Origin of the sequence: Thermosyntropha sp. (assembly GCF_017656155.1) — a bacterium.
GTDB lineage: Bacteria > Bacillota > Syntrophomonadia > Syntrophomonadales > Syntrophomonadaceae > Thermosyntropha.
The window spans coordinates 152,057-168,207 of the sequence record NZ_JACDOH010000004.1; the positions used below are offsets into that span (position 1 = coordinate 152,057).

16 protein-coding genes are annotated in these 16,151 nt (G+C 39.8%); all 16 read right to left on the minus strand.

Features of this window, described 5'->3' with window-relative positions:
• Window positions 1–102: 102 nt before the first annotated feature.
• A complete protein-coding gene (locus tag H0Z36_RS05600; protein ID WP_296864262.1) occupies window positions 103–1,167 on the minus strand; it encodes a hypothetical protein in 1,065 nt (354 codons plus the stop codon).
• A gap of 14 nt (window positions 1,168–1,181) precedes the next feature.
• Complete coding sequence (locus H0Z36_RS05605; protein ID WP_296864263.1) at window positions 1,182–2,171, minus strand: hypothetical protein; 990 nt, start codon at window positions 2,169–2,171, stop codon at window positions 1,182–1,184.
• 20 nt (window positions 2,172–2,191) lie between these two features.
• Entirely contained in the window at window positions 2,192–3,343 is a 1,152-nt protein-coding gene (locus H0Z36_RS05610) for a S41 family peptidase (protein ID WP_296864264.1), read from the minus strand.
• 259 nt (window positions 3,344–3,602) lie between these two features.
• Window positions 3,603–4,760, minus strand: coding sequence for a M23 family metallopeptidase (locus H0Z36_RS05615; RefSeq protein WP_296864265.1), 1,158 nt, complete (start codon window positions 4,758–4,760; stop codon window positions 3,603–3,605).
• Between the two features lie 29 nt (window positions 4,761–4,789).
• Complete coding sequence (gene ftsX, locus H0Z36_RS05620) at window positions 4,790–5,668, minus strand: permease-like cell division protein FtsX (RefSeq protein ID WP_296864267.1); 879 nt, start codon at window positions 5,666–5,668, stop codon at window positions 4,790–4,792.
• Window positions 5,665–6,345 (minus strand): cell division ATP-binding protein FtsE, encoded by a 681-nt coding sequence (gene ftsE, locus H0Z36_RS05625; RefSeq protein ID WP_296864391.1) that lies wholly within the window; start codon window positions 6,343–6,345, stop codon window positions 5,665–5,667. Before ftsE ends, ftsX begins: the two co-directional genes overlap by 4 nt.
• A gap of 76 nt (window positions 6,346–6,421) precedes the next feature.
• Window positions 6,422–7,363 (minus strand): transketolase family protein, encoded by a 942-nt coding sequence (locus H0Z36_RS05630; RefSeq protein ID WP_366508872.1) that lies wholly within the window; start codon window positions 7,361–7,363, stop codon window positions 6,422–6,424.
• Window positions 7,364–7,409: 46 nt separating this feature from the next.
• Window positions 7,410–8,228, minus strand: coding sequence for a transketolase (locus tag H0Z36_RS05635; protein ID WP_296864392.1), 819 nt, complete (start codon window positions 8,226–8,228; stop codon window positions 7,410–7,412).
• 49 nt (window positions 8,229–8,277) lie between these two features.
• Window positions 8,278–9,331 (minus strand): peptide chain release factor 2 gene (gene prfB / locus H0Z36_RS05640; protein WP_296864394.1). Its coding sequence is split into 2 segments (ribosomal slippage): window positions 8,278–9,315 and window positions 9,317–9,331, totalling 1,053 coding nucleotides; the frame shifts between segments, so codons are not numbered across the junction.
• 67 nt (window positions 9,332–9,398) lie between these two features.
• Complete coding sequence (locus tag H0Z36_RS05645; protein ID WP_296864271.1) at window positions 9,399–10,220, minus strand: flagellar motor protein MotB; 822 nt, start codon at window positions 10,218–10,220, stop codon at window positions 9,399–9,401.
• Window positions 10,221–10,224: 4 nt separating this feature from the next.
• The gene (locus H0Z36_RS05650; RefSeq protein WP_296864273.1) at window positions 10,225–11,016 is read right to left on the minus strand and encodes a flagellar motor protein; all 792 of its coding nucleotides are present in this window, start codon (window positions 11,014–11,016) and stop codon (window positions 10,225–10,227) included.
• A 3-nt stretch (window positions 11,017–11,019) separates the two neighbouring features.
• The gene (secA, locus tag H0Z36_RS05655) at window positions 11,020–13,512 is read right to left on the minus strand and encodes a preprotein translocase subunit SecA (RefSeq protein ID WP_296864275.1); all 2,493 of its coding nucleotides are present in this window, start codon (window positions 13,510–13,512) and stop codon (window positions 11,020–11,022) included.
• 99 nt (window positions 13,513–13,611) lie between these two features.
• Window positions 13,612–14,154 carry a ribosome-associated translation inhibitor RaiA gene (gene raiA, locus H0Z36_RS05660; RefSeq protein ID WP_296864277.1) on the minus strand — a complete coding sequence of 181 codons (543 nt, stop codon included), beginning with the start codon at window positions 14,152–14,154 and terminating at the stop codon, window positions 13,612–13,614.
• 274 nt (window positions 14,155–14,428) lie between these two features.
• Window positions 14,429–14,722: a zinc-ribbon domain containing protein gene (locus H0Z36_RS05665; RefSeq protein WP_296864279.1), complete on the minus strand. Its 294-nt coding sequence runs from the start codon at window positions 14,720–14,722 to the stop codon at window positions 14,429–14,431.
• 141 nt (window positions 14,723–14,863) lie between these two features.
• A complete protein-coding gene (locus H0Z36_RS05670) occupies window positions 14,864–15,631 on the minus strand; it encodes a DUF5698 domain-containing protein (protein WP_296864280.1) in 768 nt (255 codons plus the stop codon).
• 25 nt (window positions 15,632–15,656) lie between these two features.
• Window positions 15,657–16,136 carry a hypothetical protein gene (locus H0Z36_RS05675; RefSeq protein WP_296864282.1) on the minus strand — a complete coding sequence of 160 codons (480 nt, stop codon included), beginning with the start codon at window positions 16,134–16,136 and terminating at the stop codon, window positions 15,657–15,659.
• Between the last annotated feature and the right edge of the window lie 15 nt (window positions 16,137–16,151).

The window sequence follows — 16,151 nt, forward strand, 5'->3', positions numbered from 1 at the left end:
ATTTCATCCCCGTTTCCATCTCAATGTTTAAGTTTATTATTACATTATAACCACTTTATAAGCCTTTTCGGCAAGGCTTGGACATATCTAAAAAAATATAAGCTAATATTCTTTTATAAAATTTCTCTCCAATTCCCGCCTTTTTTCTTCTAAAGCAGCTAAATCCAGACCTTTTGTCCATATAAGGTCAATTTTTTGCAGATAATCCCTACTTTTTTCCAAATATTCCCTGGCTTTTTCCAATTCCTTTTCATAGGAACGCATTAAATCAATACACCTATCAATGTCCTCTTCCTCCGAATAACTCGAAAAATCCCGCATATCTATAACTACATCTCCAGGTCTTGTCAAGATTCCCTTTTCGCCTCCATCTATTATTGCTGTCCTTAGATTTTCCACAATGAGCATATCCAGACTTTCTCTATTTAAACCGTTGTGGTAGTATTCTAAAAAGTACCCTTTTTCTCTGAAAAACTCGGCCAAATTATTTATAACCGTAGATTTACCGCTACCTGCCGGTCCTTTTAAAATATAGCGGCGATGACACCTACGGCTTATCTCTTCCATATAGTCTATCCTGCCTTCCGGGGTAAAAGCCCAGGCAAAATAATGCCTTTCCCTTTCATATCCCTTTTCCATATCTGCAATCAATTTTTGCGTAAGCTCTTGTAATCTTGTTATATCCATTTTAAAAGGGCTTGCCGTATAAATTTCCTCTTTAATCCGACCTGCATTTTTAATCTCTTTAAATGCCTTAGCCTGCTCTTCCCTGAGTTTATCAGCCAGCTCATTAAGTTCATTTATCCTTTCTTCTCTAATTCCCTTTCCGATAAAATCCCCGAGATTTATAAACTCTACCCCTATTCCAGGGGGCAGAGGCTCTACCTCCTCCGGCAAAGTCCCTTTAACTACAGCAATACCCAGAGATGGTACATAAACCCCATCGATATTAAAAGGAGCAACAGAAGAAACCCAGAATTCCAGGGCACAGCCCTTTTCATAAAAAAACTCCCCGCACATTCTGATAAAGCTCGAAACTGCTCCGTCAGCTGCCCCTTTTAATATATAAACCTGCCTCAGATTCTTGATAAGTTCAGGAATAAAACTTAAAAAGCCTTCTACCGTATTGCTGCTTGCCAAAACATATCTTATTTCCGGTTGGTTCACTCAAATTCACCTCATTAAAACTTCTTTGCCTTTAATCTATTCATTAAGTTGACAAAAAGTGAACACTCCCGGTAATCCAAAAAATTTACCTTATCCCCTTCTTCCTTCATCCCTAACCAGATAATAAATTCATGCCCTAGAGGGCTGAAAAAAACTAAAACCGGCATAAAAAATTGCCATTTTGCAGCTAAAAAAGAGAAGCTCAAAAGAAGCAAACTAAAAACCAAAAGTCTTTTTGACGACTTTTTGCACCTTTCTTGAGGGCTATCAACAGTAGTTATTTCTCCATATCCCAAAACTGCCAAGACCGGCAAAATCTGATAATCTAAACTTCTTGCAAAATCCCCGGCATATCCGGGCAAAAGCGGCCACCAGTCAGGCATAAGGGAAACCCAGGAAAACTGATTATATCCTGTGCTCATCAGGACCATAAGAGGCAAAGGCCAAAACTTCTGAAGATTAAACCCTTCCCTTAAAATTCCTTCCTTATTTACTTTTACCGAAACAGGTCCAAAAGCTCCATTAAAATAGATAAGCATACTCTCTACCAGATGCAAAACGGCCACCAAGGCCATAAGATGAGGAATATTTATGTCCGGATAGCCGGTTATAAGGCTTATCAAAGCTACTGCTCCTCCAGCATAAGCAAAACACAAATAACGTGGATTTATAAGCATCAAAATAACTGCAGCTATCCAAAGCTGAACTATACCTATGGAAGCCAGGTCGATTCCAATAATTATAAGTAAAAAGCTACCCGCTATCCCTCCTAAAAAACCACAAAAAGCGGACATTATCCCCTTTAAAATTGGGGACGGTTCTCGAATTAAAAAAATTAACCTGGAAGAAAAACCGCTTTCATCTGTTTTTTCAGAAGTCAGACGGAAATACTGCCAGATTATAAGAATCAGCAAAAGAATATATATGATAAGAAAAAGGGGCGAGGTAAACAAATTTTTGACTACCTGCCCCAACAAATACCATAAACTAATAAATGCGCTCAAACAGATGACCTCCGCACATATCAAAATATTTGCTTTTTAATAACCTCTACAGCCTTTTCCATCTGCAAATCCCTGTTCATGTCCTCCCCGTTTTTCACCTCATAATCGGGATGTATTCCTATTTCATTAATATCTGTTCCATCAGGGGTAAAATACTTCTGAGTCGTAAGCTTTAATGCTCCACCATCTCTCAAAGGATAAACCGTTTGCACCAAACCTTTGCCAAAAGTAGTAGTGCCTACAAGCAAAGCCCGGTTATTATCCTTTAAAGCCCCTGCCAAAATCTCTGCTGCACTAGCACTATCCTGGTTTATAAGGACTACCACAGGGACATCTACATTGCCTCCGGAAGATTCATATATTTCCTCATTTCCCTTGCCATCGGAAACGCTAACTATTTCCTTTCCTTTGTCTAAAAACAGACTGGCAATCGAAAGGGCTGCGTTAAAATCCCCGCCTCCATTATAGCGCAGATCTAAAATAAGCCCTTTAATTTTCCTTTCCCGCAAAAGTTCATCTAAAGCATCAGCCATCTCTTCGGCTGAATGGGAATGAAATTGCTTTAAAGATATATATCCTATCTTAGAAACTTCATCTATAACTTCATATTCTACCGAAGGAACATTTATGATCTCACGGATAATCTTAAACTCATATTCCTTACCTTCTGATTCCCGGAAAACCGTAAGCAAAAGCTGGGTTCCCGGATCACCGCGCATAAGGCTTACCACTTCATCCTGGGTCATATTCTGCACGCTTTCTCCATTTATCTTAAGAATAATATCCCCGTTTTTTACCCCCTTACGGTAAGCGGGCGTACCTTTAATTGGAGATATGATTTTAAATTTCCCTCTACTTTCTTCTAAAACATAAACCCCTATACCGCCGAATTTTGCCTCCAACCTTATTCTAAGCTCTTCCCAGGTAGCTTTATCCAGATATTTGGAATATGGATCATGCAGGCTGTCGACAATACCGGCTGTTGCACCTACAATCATTTGTTCTGTATCCGGCTCATATAACCCTTGAGTTTTTACAAGACTTACAACACTCAGCAAAGTTGCCAGATGATTCGCATTAGTAGCAAAAATCCAGATAAGGCTGGCCAGAGTCAAAAAACCTATAAGAGCAAAAAAAACAACAATCCCTTTCAAAAACCTGTTTTCTCTCAAAATGCCACCACCACATCATCATTTTATTAAAAAACTGATAATAATATGTTACTGCAAAAAAACAAATAAAACAATTAGAACCAAGGGGATGATTTCTTCCGGTTCCAATAATAAACCAGAAAAACCATCCCCACAATTATTTCGAACCCAAAATACTTTTAAACTTCGGGACGGTTCTGAATTTAAAAACTGTTTCGATTCGAAATTGTTTTAAAATCGAGAACCGTCCCTAAATTAAAAGGTATTTCGAAGCGAAATGTTAGCGGATATAGCCCATCGGGTCAACTGGGGTTCCGTTCTTGCGCACTTCAAAATGCAGGTGTGGTCCAGTGCTGAAGCCGGTGCTTCCAACCTTGCCAATTACCTGCCCTTTAGTTACGGTAGCTCCATTTCCCACCACAAAGCGCGACATATGAGCATAAAGAGTAGACATACCGTTGCCGTGGTCAACTATAATCATATTACCATAGCCCCCGTTATATCCCGCATAAATGACCACCCCGCTGTCAGCCGCCACGATGTTGGCTCCCATTGGTGCACCTATATCTACCCCTGTATGCAGCTTTCTGGTCTGCAAAATAGGATGGAAGCGCATCCCAAAGGGTGAAGTTATGGAATAATAACCAGGAGTAGGCCAAGTATATACACCTGTCCCCAAGGCCTCTCCCCCACTTTGGCCCTGCATCTGCCTTATCATAGCTTCCAGCTGTCTAGATGTTTCTTCTAACTCTGCCAAGGCCTTTTCGTATTCCTTGGCTTCCATCTGCAGTTTGCCTAAAAGCTCTTTCTTTTCGCTTTTTTTGGCGTCAAGCTCTCTTATATAATTTTCCTGCTGCTGTCTAGCATTTTCCAGTTCCCGTTTTTTAACTTCAAGATCGCTTTTCTGCATATTTAAGCGATCCCGCTTCTCTTCAATCTCTTCTATAAGCTCTTTATCCTGTTCTACAATCATGCTCAGCATGTCATAACGGGTTAAAAAGTCCTTAATATCTGTAGCTGAAAACAAAACTTCCAGATAAGAAACATCTCCGGCTTCATATATAAAAACCAGACGCTCGCTTAAAATCGCAACCTTTTCATTAAGCTCTTCTTCTGTTTTGGCAATTTCTTTTTCTTTTGCAGCAATCTCTTCTTCTAAAATATTAATCCTGTCTTCTAAATTATTAATCTGATTCTCAGCAGTAATTATATTCGACTCTAAAGCTTTTATCTGCCCCAGAACAGAGTTGGCTTCTTGCCTTTTTTCCTGCAAAAGTTTCTTTTGATTATTTATCTGTCTGCTTACCTCATTAAGTTCCCGTCTCTTTTCCTCCAACTGGTCGGCATAAACCGGTATAATACAGGAAAATAAAAGAGAAAAAGCTATTAATAAAGCTAAAACCTTATTTCCCTTTATCTCCCCGAATAAATTCTTCATCAAACCAACCCTCCCTGGTCTTAAAGGATTTAAACCTTTAAAAAGCGGTTAACCGAAATAAAAGTTCCAACAATCCCCAAAAGTGCACCAATTCCTACAAGGCTTAAATAAAGCCTGTTTATTACCTCTGATTTTACTACCAGAGGCAAAAAGAAGACCATCTGCATATTGTTGATAAGTGAATTGTAAGCTAAAGCTAAAATGCCTACAGCAACTAAAGCCCCGAAAGTTCCCAAAACCAGCCCTTCAATAAAAAATGGCCATCTTATAAACCAATCGGTCGCACCTATAAGTTTCATAAGGTAAATCTCCTTGCGCCGTGAAAAAATAGCCAGCCTTATGGTAGTTGCTACCAGAAAAACAGCTCCAAAAGCCAGAAGGACAATCACTGTAATACTTACGATCCTTACCCATTTAGTAACTTCAAAAAGCCTTTCTACTACTCCTTGTCCGTATTTAACCTTGTATATTCCATCAATTTTTTCGATCGTTCTGGCAATTTCGGGCACATCATGGGGATTTTCTGCCTGTACTTCATAAGTATCAGGCAGCGGATTTTCCCCGATAGTCTCTTTTAAATTTTTATTTCCCATCTTTTCCTGCAGTTGTTCTAATCCCTCTTCTTTAGAAACAAACTTGACCCTCTTTACTCCTTGAATGGTGGATATTTCTTTGCCTATCAGCTGAACCTGTGAAGGCATTACCGATTTATCTATAAACGCAACTATTTCTACATCTGACTCTAAATGTTGCATAAAATTGCTCGCATTAACGGTAATTAAAACTGCTATTCCTAAAATAAGCATACATATACACACAGTGGAAATAGTGGCTAAAGTAAGCAGACGATTGCGGGAAAGAGAACGAAAAGCCTCTCGAGAAAAATAATTAAAATTACGTAAAATCATGCCAAGAACTCCCCATCAGGATAATCTCCAGCCACTCGTCCTTTTTCCAGCATAATAACCCGTTTGCGAGCATGCCTTACCAACTCCCGGGCATGAGTAGCCATAATAACGGTAGTCCCTTTTCGGTTAATATCATAAAGCAGTTCCATAATTTCATTAGATGTCCCAACATCTAAATTACCCGTAGGCTCATCAGCAATAAGAACTAAAGGTTGATTGGCCAAAGCCCTGGCAATTCCTACCCGTTGCTGTTCTCCCCCGGAAAGTTCTCCTGGGAAGCATCTTTCTTTACCTTTCAGCCCTACCATTTTTATAAGCTCCGGTACCCTATATTTTATGTCGGAAGGCTTTGCTCCGATAACTTCCATAGCAAAAGCTATATTTTCATAAACAGTTTTATTCTCTAAAAGCTTAAAATCCTGAAAAATTATGCCCATACTGCGACGCAAGGCAGGTATTTCTTTTCTTTTCATGCGTACAATACTGCGGGAAGCAATAAAAATCTGCCCCCGGGTAGGTATTTCTTCCCTAAAAAGCATTTTTATGAGGGTTGATTTGCCTGCTCCGCTTGGTCCCATCAAAAATACAAATTCCCCACGATCTATTTTTAATGAAACATCATTTAATGCCTTTACACCATTCGGATAAATCTTGGAGACATTGTAGAACTGAATCAGCATCTGTCCTCCTCCTTACAAAAAAAAACCACCATTAATGGTGGTTCTACAAAAATATGCAAAAATCCTCTTTTAATTACGGTTTAATTTCCAGCAAATTATGGACATTATTCATTATATGCCCAACAGTCAATCCATAATATTCCATAAGCTCATCCGGTTTTCCTGACTGCCCGAAAAGGTCTTTTATTCCCATTCTCTTAACTAAAACCGGACATTTCTCACTTACTACTTCGCAGACAGCTCCGCCTAATCCCCCTATAATACTATGTTCTTCCAGGGTAAGAATAGCTCCGGTCTCCTCAGCCTTGCGGATGATAAGTTCTTCATCTAAAGGCTTAATAGTATGCATATCGATTACAGAAGCCTCTATTCCTTCCTTAGCCAAAAGCTCTGCCGCCTCAAGGGCCTTTCCCACCATAATCCCACAGGCAATTAAGGTAACATCCTTGCCGGAACGCAGTTCTATCCCTTTGCCAATCTTAAAATCAAGTCTTTCATCATATATCAGAGGAACCGCCGGTCTTCCAAGCCTCATATAAACTGGTCCTTCATGTTCATAAACAGCAAAAACCGCCTTTTTAGTGCTTACTCCATCAGCCGGTACTACTACTGTCATATTAGGAACTGCCCGCATAACAGCTATATCTTCGACTGCCTGATGAGACCCTCCATCTTCACCTACGGTTATACCTGCATGGCTGGCACATATTTTTACATTCAGCCTGGCATAAGCAACCGAGTTTCTTACCTGCTCAAACGCGCGACCTGCAGCAAAAACAGCAAAGGAACTGGCAAAAACTTTCTTCCCGGCAGCCGCTAAACCTGCAGCCATGCCTATCATATTTTGTTCAGCAATCCCTGCATTAATAAACCTTTCCGGAAATTCTTTAGCAAAATCGGAAGTCTTAGTCGATTTTGAAAGATCTGCATCTAATACTACTACGTCATTGTATTTTTTCCCTAATTCAACTAAAGCTTTACCATAAGCATCCCGTGTAGCCTGCTTTTCCAAAATAAGAATTCCCTCCTTGTCAATAAATAACAGACAGAGGTGCCTAAAATTATAAAAGTTCAGCTAATGCTTTCTCAAGGTCATCTTTTTTAGGTGCTGTTCCATGCCACTCTGCCCGATTTTCCATAAAAGAAACCCCTTTACCTTTAACGGTTTCGGCAATAATCACAGTCGGCCTTCCTTTTATCTCTCTCGCTTTATTTAAAGCACGCATAATCTCTTCAACATTATGTCCATCAATAATTATGACTTCCCAGCCAAAAGCCCTGAACTTGTCTGCTACCGGCTCAGGAGACATAACTTCAGTTATCTTTCCATCAATCTGGAGCCTGTTATGGTCAACAAAAGCAGTTAAATTATCCAGCTTATAGTGGGCAGCTGCCATAAATGCTTCCCATACCATTCCTTCCTGCAATTCTCCATCTCCTAATAAAGAATAAACCCGATAATCTTTCTTATCAATCTTTCCTGCCAATGCCATACCTACTGCCCAGGATATCCCCTGCCCTAAAGAACCCGTGGAAGCTTCTACTCCCGGAAGCTTTCTCATATCCGGATGTCCCTGCAGAGGGCTCCCCAACCTGCGCAAAGTTTTAAGCTTTTCACGGGGGAAAAATCCTTTTTCTGCCAGAGCAGCATATAAAACAGGTGCAGCATGTCCTTTGCTCAGAACAAATCGATCCCTGTTTTCATCATGGGGATTATTTGGATCTATGCTCATCTCCCAGAAATAAAGGCAGGCAACAATGTCTGCCGAAGAAAGAGAACCGCCGGTATGACCCGACCCTGCTTCAGCCAGCATTTTTAAAATATCTTCTCTTAAAACCTTGGCCTTGCCTTCAACTATTCTTACAGTTTCAAGATTAATCTCTCTCACCTTTTACCTCCTTAACCTTATTAAAAAAATTAAAAACTTCTTATCGCTGCTTCCATGCCTTCTGTTTTAAACAGGCATAAATAAATTCATCAAATTCCCCATCCAAAACTGCTTCGGCATTTCCTGCTTCTACCCCGGTTCGATGGTCCTTTATCAGGGTAAAAGGATTTAATGTATAAGTTCTTATCTGATTTCCCCAGGCTATCTCTTTATATTCTCCCTTCAAACTCTGCAAATTATCCTCCAACTCTTTTTGCTTTAAAGCATAAAGCTTGGCTGCCAAAATCTTCATGGCTCCCAAACGATTAGCATGTTGTGACCTTTCATTTTGACACTGAACCACAATACCAGTAGGAATATGGGTTATACGAACAGCCGAATCCGTCTTGTTAACATGCTGTCCCCCAGCCCCTCCGGCCCGATAAGTGTCGATCTTCAAATCTTCAGGATTTATATTGATTTCAATATTTTCATCTATTTCGGGTAATACGGAAACTGAGGCAAAAGAAGTATGGCGCCTTCCAGAAGCATCAAAAGGGGAAATACGGATAAGCCTGTGCACTCCGGCTTCACACTTTAATTTCCCATATGCATAAGGCCCTTGGACTAAAAAAGTTACGCTTTTTATACCTGCCTCTTCACCTGCCAGATAATCCATAATCTCAACTTTATAGCCGGAATTATCCGCCCATCTTGTATACATGCGCAGAAGTATCTCTACCCAATCCTGAGCTTCAGTTCCACCAGCTCCCGCATGTAGAGAAACAATAGCGTTTTTGCTGTCATGCTCTTCGGAAAAAAGGGTCATAAGTTCAAAGTCTTTAAACCTCTTTACCAAGTATTTAAGGTCTCTTACCATTTCCCGGAATAAATCCTCTTCTCCCTCTTCCTGCGCCATCACCAGCATATCTGAAATATAATTTGCATCGTTTAAAAGCTCTTCATAATTCTCAATATCTTCCTTAAGCTCACTCATTTCCTTAAGAATCGCCTGCGCCTGCTGGTTGTCATCCCAGAAATCCGGAGATAAACTTTTCTTCTCCAATTCTCTAAGCTTTGACTTTTTATTTTCTATGTCAAAGAGAAACCCTCATCTCTTCAAGGCGATGGACCAGATCCCTGCATACCTGTAAAGGATTTTCAATCAAAACTAATCCCTCCTTAAGAATTCGTATTCTCCCCCATTTTATGGGGCTCAAAATAATCATATTTTTGCTTGAGTATGACTATATCTACCCTCCGGTTCATCGCCCGGCCTATTTTATCATCATTAGGTGCAATAGGTCGGTATTCTCCATATCCTATTATGGAAAGTTTCTCCGGAGGTATTCCCACATCTTCACTCAAAACATGCACCACATTGGCTGCTCTCAAAACAGAGAGTTCCCAGTTAGAAGGAAATTTCCTGGTGTTTATAGGACGGTTATCGGTATGTCCTTCTACCCGTATATAGTTGGGCAAGCCTTTTAAAGCCTCTCCCACTTTTATAATTATCATCCGGGCTTGAGGAGTAAGCTCATCTGAACCGCTTTCAAAAAGCAAAGTATCCTTAAAGCTTACTACCAAGCCCCTCTCCTGTTCATAAACTATTATATAATCACTGAGTTTTGTAATCTTTCCCTGCCCCTGCCCTCCTGAATCCATGACAATATCTTTATTTTTTATAAAATTGCGGATAAGCTCTTCAACTTCTTCCAACTCCTTTTGATTTTGGGAAACCTTTCCTTCGTCCTGCGGAGTTTTCTCACCTGACTGTCCTTCTACTATAGATGGCCCTTTAGAATCTAAAACAGATAAATCCGCTCCGGTCAAAACTACACTGAGGGAATTCGCCACCGCCTTATACTTTTCCGCATCAATCCTGCTCATGGTATACATAAGGACAAAAAAAATCATCAAGAGGGTAATAAGGTCAGCATAAGTTACCAGCCAGCGATCGTGGTTATCTTTCTTTTTCTCCTTATTTTTACGCCGCTGGAGCATAAAATCACATCCTTACTTCTCTCCCTGCTTCTGCCTGTCTTTCCATCTTAGCTTCGGGAGGAATAAAGGTAAAAAGTTTTTCCCTTATAATACGGGGATTTTCTCCTGCCTGCACCGATAAAATCCCCTCCGTAATAAGCTCCATAAGCCTTACTTCTTTTTCTATTTTCATCCTTACCTTGGTTCCGAAAGGAAGCCACAGAACATTAGCTGAAGAAACCCCGTAAAGGGTAGCTATAAAAGCCAGAGCAATAGCCCCTCCCAGCTTGTCGGGTTCTGAAATATTACTCAAAACATGCACCAAACCCATAACTGTACCGATAATTCCCATAGTCGGGGCATAGCCTCCGGCAGCTGTGAATATCTCGGACTTAACACTTTCCTCACTTTCAAAGGCTTCTATTTCCATTTCCAGCATATTGCGGGTAAGGTCAGGGTCGGTTCCATCAATAACCAGTTGCAGTCCACGGGCCATAAAAGGATTCTCAATTTCCGGAAGATAATTTTCCAGGCTTAAAATCCCTTCCCGTCTTGCCCGGTCAGCTACTCCTACCAGCTCTTCTACAACTGATATATAATCAATCCTCTTCTGGCTGAAAACCATAGCGAAGGCAGATGGCACCTTTTTAAGTTCATCCAAAGGAAAACTTATCACTACTGCGCCGATAGTTCCTCCAAACACTATCATGGCAGCCGTGTGGATCAAAAGCATTCCCACATGCCCGCCTTCTAAAACAAAACCGCCTATAAGACCTCCCAATCCAATCAAAAGGCCGATAAGAGTAGCTATATCCATATATTAACTAACCTCTCTCCCGCAGCATTTCTTATATTTTTTGCCGCTCCCGCAGGGGCAGGGATCATTTCTACCTATCTTTTTCCCTACCCGTACCGGTTTTCTTACTTCATCTTCGCCATGGCTTGCAACAATTTTTCTTTCTTCCATCTTTTGGGCAACCTTGACCCGCATAATATAGCGAACTACATCTTCTTTTATACTGAAAACCATGGCTTGAAAAGCTTCATAAGCTTCAAATTTATACTCAATTAAAGGATCCTTCTGGGCATAAGCCCTGAGCCCTATGCCATTTCTGAGCTGATCCATGGCATCGATGTGATCCATCCACTTTTCATCAATTATTCTTAATAAAATCCATTTTTCAATTTCCCGCATATTTTCGCTGCCGATTTCCTTTTCCCTAAGCTCATAAAAAGCCTTGGTCTTATCAATCAGGAATGATTTTACTTCCCTTTTAGTCATTCCTTTAAGGTCTTCGGCAGTAAAATCAAGTTCAGGCAGGATATTTTGCTCAACATAATTTATAAGCCCATCCAAATCCCAGTCATCTGAATACTTTATTTCTCCGGCAAAGCTTTCTACCACCTGATCTACTACATCATCTATCATGCTGAATATAGTATCTTTAAGATCTTCTCCAAAGAGAACCTTACGTCTTTCTCCATATATAACTTCCCTCTGCTGGTTTATAACATCATCATACTCTAAAACCATTTTTCTTATGCTGAAGTTGCGGGCTTCTACCTTTTTCTGCGCATTTTCAATGGCCCGGCTTATCATGTTGTTAGCAATCGGCACATCATCATCCATGCCCAGCTTATCCATAAGCCCTTCAATATTAGCTGAACCAAAAAGGCGCATAAGATCATCTTCCAAAGATACATAAAAACGGGATTCTCCGGGATCTCCCTGACGGCCGGACCTTCCCCGGAGCTGGTTATCAATACGCCTTGACTCATGCCTTTCAGTTCCTAAAACATAAAGTCCGCCTAATTCCTTAACTCCATCTCCTAAGACAATATCTGTCCCGCGGCCTGCCATATTGGTTGCGATAGTTACTGCATATTTCTGGCCAGCCCTAGCAATAATCTCTGCTTCCTTTTCATGGTGTTTGGCATTTAAAACCTGATGGGGAATCCCCTTTTTAGAAAGCATCTTACTTAAAAGCTCTGATTTTTCGATAGAAATGGTGCCAACCAAAACCGGCTGTCCTTTATGGTATCTCTGCTCAATATCTTCTACTACGGCTTTAAATTTGCCCATCTCAGTTCTGTATATGACATCAGGTTTATCCACCCTTATCATAGGTTTATGGGTAGGAATAACCACTACATCCATGCCGTATATTTTGCCGAATTCCTCTTCTTCCGTCTTGGCCGTACCCGTCATTCCAGCCAGCTTCTCATACATACGAAAATAATTCTGGAAGGTTATAGTAGCCAAAGTCTGAGATTCCTTCTCAATCTTAACCCCTTCCTTAGCCTCAATCGCCTGGTGCAAACCGTCACTATACCTGCGTCCAAACATAAGGCGCCCGGTAAACTCATCCACTATTATTACCTGACCATCTTTAACTACATAATCCCTATCCCGATGCATAAGGAAATGAGCTTTAAGCCCTTGATTTATATGATGTGCCAGTTCCATATTTTCTGCTAAATTTTCCACCCCAAAATAATGCTCGGCTTTCTTTACTCCTTCTTCAGTTAAGGTAACCAGGTGAGACTTCTCATCCACCTTATAATCCACTTCATTAACTAAACGCGGCACAAACTTGGCAATCTGATAATAAAGGTTGGTAGGCTTATCCCCTTCACCTGATATAATAAGCGGAGTGCGCGCTTCATCTATAAGAATAGAGTCTACTTCATCTATAATAGCATAGTGAAGGTCGCGCTGAACCATGTTCTCCGGCCTTATTACCATATTATCCCTCAAATAGTCAAAGCCAAACTCATTGTTAGTTCCATAGGTAATATCACATTGATATGCCTTCCTGCGCTGTTCATAATCGAGTCCATGGACAATGAGTCCTACGGAAAGGCCACAGAATTCATAAACAGGCCGCATCCATTCTGAGTCACGGCTTGCTAAGTAGTCATTTACCGTTACTACATGAACTCCTTTGCCTTCTAAAGCATTAAGATAGGCAGGAAGGGTCGCTACTAGGGTTTTACCTTCCCCTGTCTTCATCTCGGCTATCTTTCCTTGATGTAAAACTACACCACCAATCAGCTGGACATCAAAATGTCTCATGCCTAAAGTCCGATAAGCAGCTTCCCGGACCAAAGCAAATGCCTCAGGTAATATATCGTCTAAAGTTTCTCCTTTCTTTAACCTTTCTTTAAATTCCTCAGTTTTCTTTGGGAATTCTTCATCTTTAAGCTTTTTAAAATCAGGCTCTAAAGCATTAATCTTTTCTACGATTTTGCTTATCCTTTTAATTTCCTTTTCATTATCATCTAAAATCTTGGCCAAAAATCCTTTAATCATAAAACTTACCTCTTTTCAAAAAAACAAGGAACCATATGGTTCCTTATCATAATCTTTATCTAATTTTATATAATATCACTTTTAAACCTTTTTCTTCAACTAATCAAAATCCGGCTCAATTAAGCCATAATTGCCGTCATTCCTCTTATATACAACATTTACCTCTTCAGTTCCAGCATTAAAAAAAACAAAGAAATTATGTCCTAAAAGATTCATCTGCATAATAGCTTCTTCGACATCCATAGGCTTAAGGGCAAAACGCTTGGTGCGGACAACTTTAAATCCCTCTTCTTTTTCCTTTTCAGCTTCCTTTTTGATCTCTTCCGCTACCGCCTGCTTAAATCCGGCCGCCCGATGGTGTTTGTAAATCCTGGTCTTATATTTTTCAATCTGCCTCTCCAACTTTTCCTGGACCATATCAATTGAAGTATACATATCATCAGTGGCTTCTTCGCCGCGCAGAATCATGCCGTTTAAAGGTATGGTAACTTCAACTTTATGTCTTTCCCCTTCTACTGAAAATGCAACCTGAGCAGTCTTTACATCATCGATATACTTTTCCAGTTTAGAAAGCCTTTTACCCGCGTAGTCTTTCAGCGCTTCTGTAACTTCAATATTCTTGCCCCGAAATTCAAACTTCATACAACCACTCCTTCCCTTATGTCACGGGTTATTCTCTATATTTATTACCGCTAACTTTCATGGTTTAAGCTTCAGGCTTTAAACCATGAAAACTTATGTCACATATATTAAAGATCTCCTAAATATCCCTGTCACATTATATTTAAATATATTTTACCTTATATTCAATTATTCTACTCAATATGTCTAAATCCTGCATAAAAACAGTTTTGCGTCAAAATATTTCTATAAAATAACAAAACCGGGCTAAACGCCCGGTGAAATATTCCTTTTATTAATATGCTGCTTTTCTTTGACTCTGGAAACAATCCATACAATAAACAGGTCTACCATCTACTGGCTTAAAAGGAACTTTAGTCTCAGCCCCACACTGTGCACATACCGCACTGTACATTTCTCTTGGAGCTCTGCTGCCGCGGTTGCTGTTGCTACGGCGAGCACTTCTGCAATCCTTACAGCGCTTCGGTTCATTTTCGAACCCTTTCTCTGCATAAAACTCCTGTTCTCCGGCAGTAAACACAAATTCTCTGCCGCAATCCTGACATACTAAGGTTTTGTCCTCAAACATTTAAAAGAATCCCTCACTTTGATTTAAGATTTCCTGTTGCAGATATTTCCCTTAATAGAGGGATATCTAACTAACAGTATATTCATTATATACCTTTACTTTAAAAATAGCAAGAAAACCTATAATTTTATATAAAAATTTTTATTTTTCTGCTTTAAAATCGTCATCACAAAGCGGTGTACGGTAAATTCCATCTTCCCATACCGCATCAATACCATATTCATCTTCTACCCATACCTTATTACGCAAGTCCGCTATAAAAGACTGCCTTTCCAAATCTTCGCTTCTTTTCTGGGGAGGTTTACGCCTGCTTATATTCCCTTTAGCCGCATCTAATCGCTTAATATACATATTAAGGTGGCGATCACTCTCTTTTATCAGATGCCTCAACAAAGGCCAGTTTTTACGGTTGGTAACAATAGTTAAAATTAAGCTTTGATTGCCGTTTTCATCATAACCGACCTGCATATTTACGGGAAAACCATAGTATTTAAGCTCCTCTGCCAGCCTTTTTCCCGTATCCATATGTTTATAAACCACCACTTCAATGGCACCTAATGCTAATTTCTGTTCAATCCAGCCTCCCACATATATCCCTGAAACCCTGCCCAAAGCAAAAGCAATAATATAGGCAAAATTATCACCTTTAGCCACCAGGGTTATCGAAAACACAAAAATAATGGAATCGATAAAAGTGGTAAAGTAAACCGGCTTAAGTATACGTTGGGCTAAAAAAATCGTACGCAAAGTTCCAAGGCAGGTACTGCTCAAATTAAGCAAAAAAACAATCAAAACATTAACATCTATAAAAAGCATAAAAAAAGAAATTATTTCCTGCCAATAGCGCACTTTTATCACTTCTTCCTGCGTGAAAAGCCATTTTTTCAAATCATAACATAAAACAAACAAAAAAGGCCAAACGTCTATTTTGGCCTTAAAAAATACACTTCTTTTGCTGCATAACCTGGGTATAAAACTTCTTCGCCTCTTCATGACTGGCCTTTGGAGATTTACAGCGAACTCCGGTCATATCTTTTATAAAAACCATATTTTTCTGGTCAATCTCGCTTATTTCCAACAAAACCCGGTTCATATCCGTCATTATTTGACTTAATTCATCAAAAACTTTCGGCTTTGTTCTGTCTTTCAACTGAGAAAGACTAAAGCTTTCAATCCCCAACATACTTGTAACATGATTTCTCATTTTTACATTTTCTTCATTAAGAATCGATACTTCCCGGATTATAGCTTCCCTTTCCCGCATAATTTTTATAAAAAGATCAATATCAGCGCCCTTATTCTCCAAAGATAAGCACCTTTCCTGCTCCCTAGCCAAATCCCAAACCTTCAGATATAAAAGATACTGTTTTTTGAAATTTTCAATTATTTTTCTTAAAAGCGTGCTCTCATCCATAAACACCCATCCCTT

Bases quoted from the DNA above. Each gene is read 5' to 3' on its own strand.
- H0Z36_RS05645 (WP_296864271.1), bottom strand. From the start codon at position 10,220: ATGCTCCAGCGGCGTAAAAATAAGGAGAAAAAGAAAGATAACCACGAT.
- ftsX (WP_296864267.1), bottom strand. From the start codon at position 5,668: ATGATTTTACGTAATTTTAATTATTTTTCTCGAGAGGCTTTTCGTTCT.
- H0Z36_RS05665 (WP_296864279.1), bottom strand. From the start codon at position 14,722: ATGTTTGAGGACAAAACCTTAGTATGTCAGGATTGCGGCAGAGAATTT.
- H0Z36_RS05650 (WP_296864273.1), bottom strand. From the start codon at position 11,016: ATGGATATAGCTACTCTTATCGGCCTTTTGATTGGATTGGGAGGTCTT.
- raiA (WP_296864277.1), bottom strand. From the start codon at position 14,154: ATGAAGTTTGAATTTCGGGGCAAGAATATTGAAGTTACAGAAGCGCTG.
- H0Z36_RS05675 (WP_296864282.1), bottom strand. From the start codon at position 16,136: ATGGATGAGAGCACGCTTTTAAGAAAAATAATTGAAAATTTCAAAAAA.
- H0Z36_RS05615 (WP_296864265.1), bottom strand. From the start codon at position 4,760: ATGAAGAATTTATTCGGGGAGATAAAGGGAAATAAGGTTTTAGCTTTA.
- secA (WP_296864275.1), bottom strand. From the start codon at position 13,512: ATGATTAAAGGATTTTTGGCCAAGATTTTAGATGATAATGAAAAGGAA.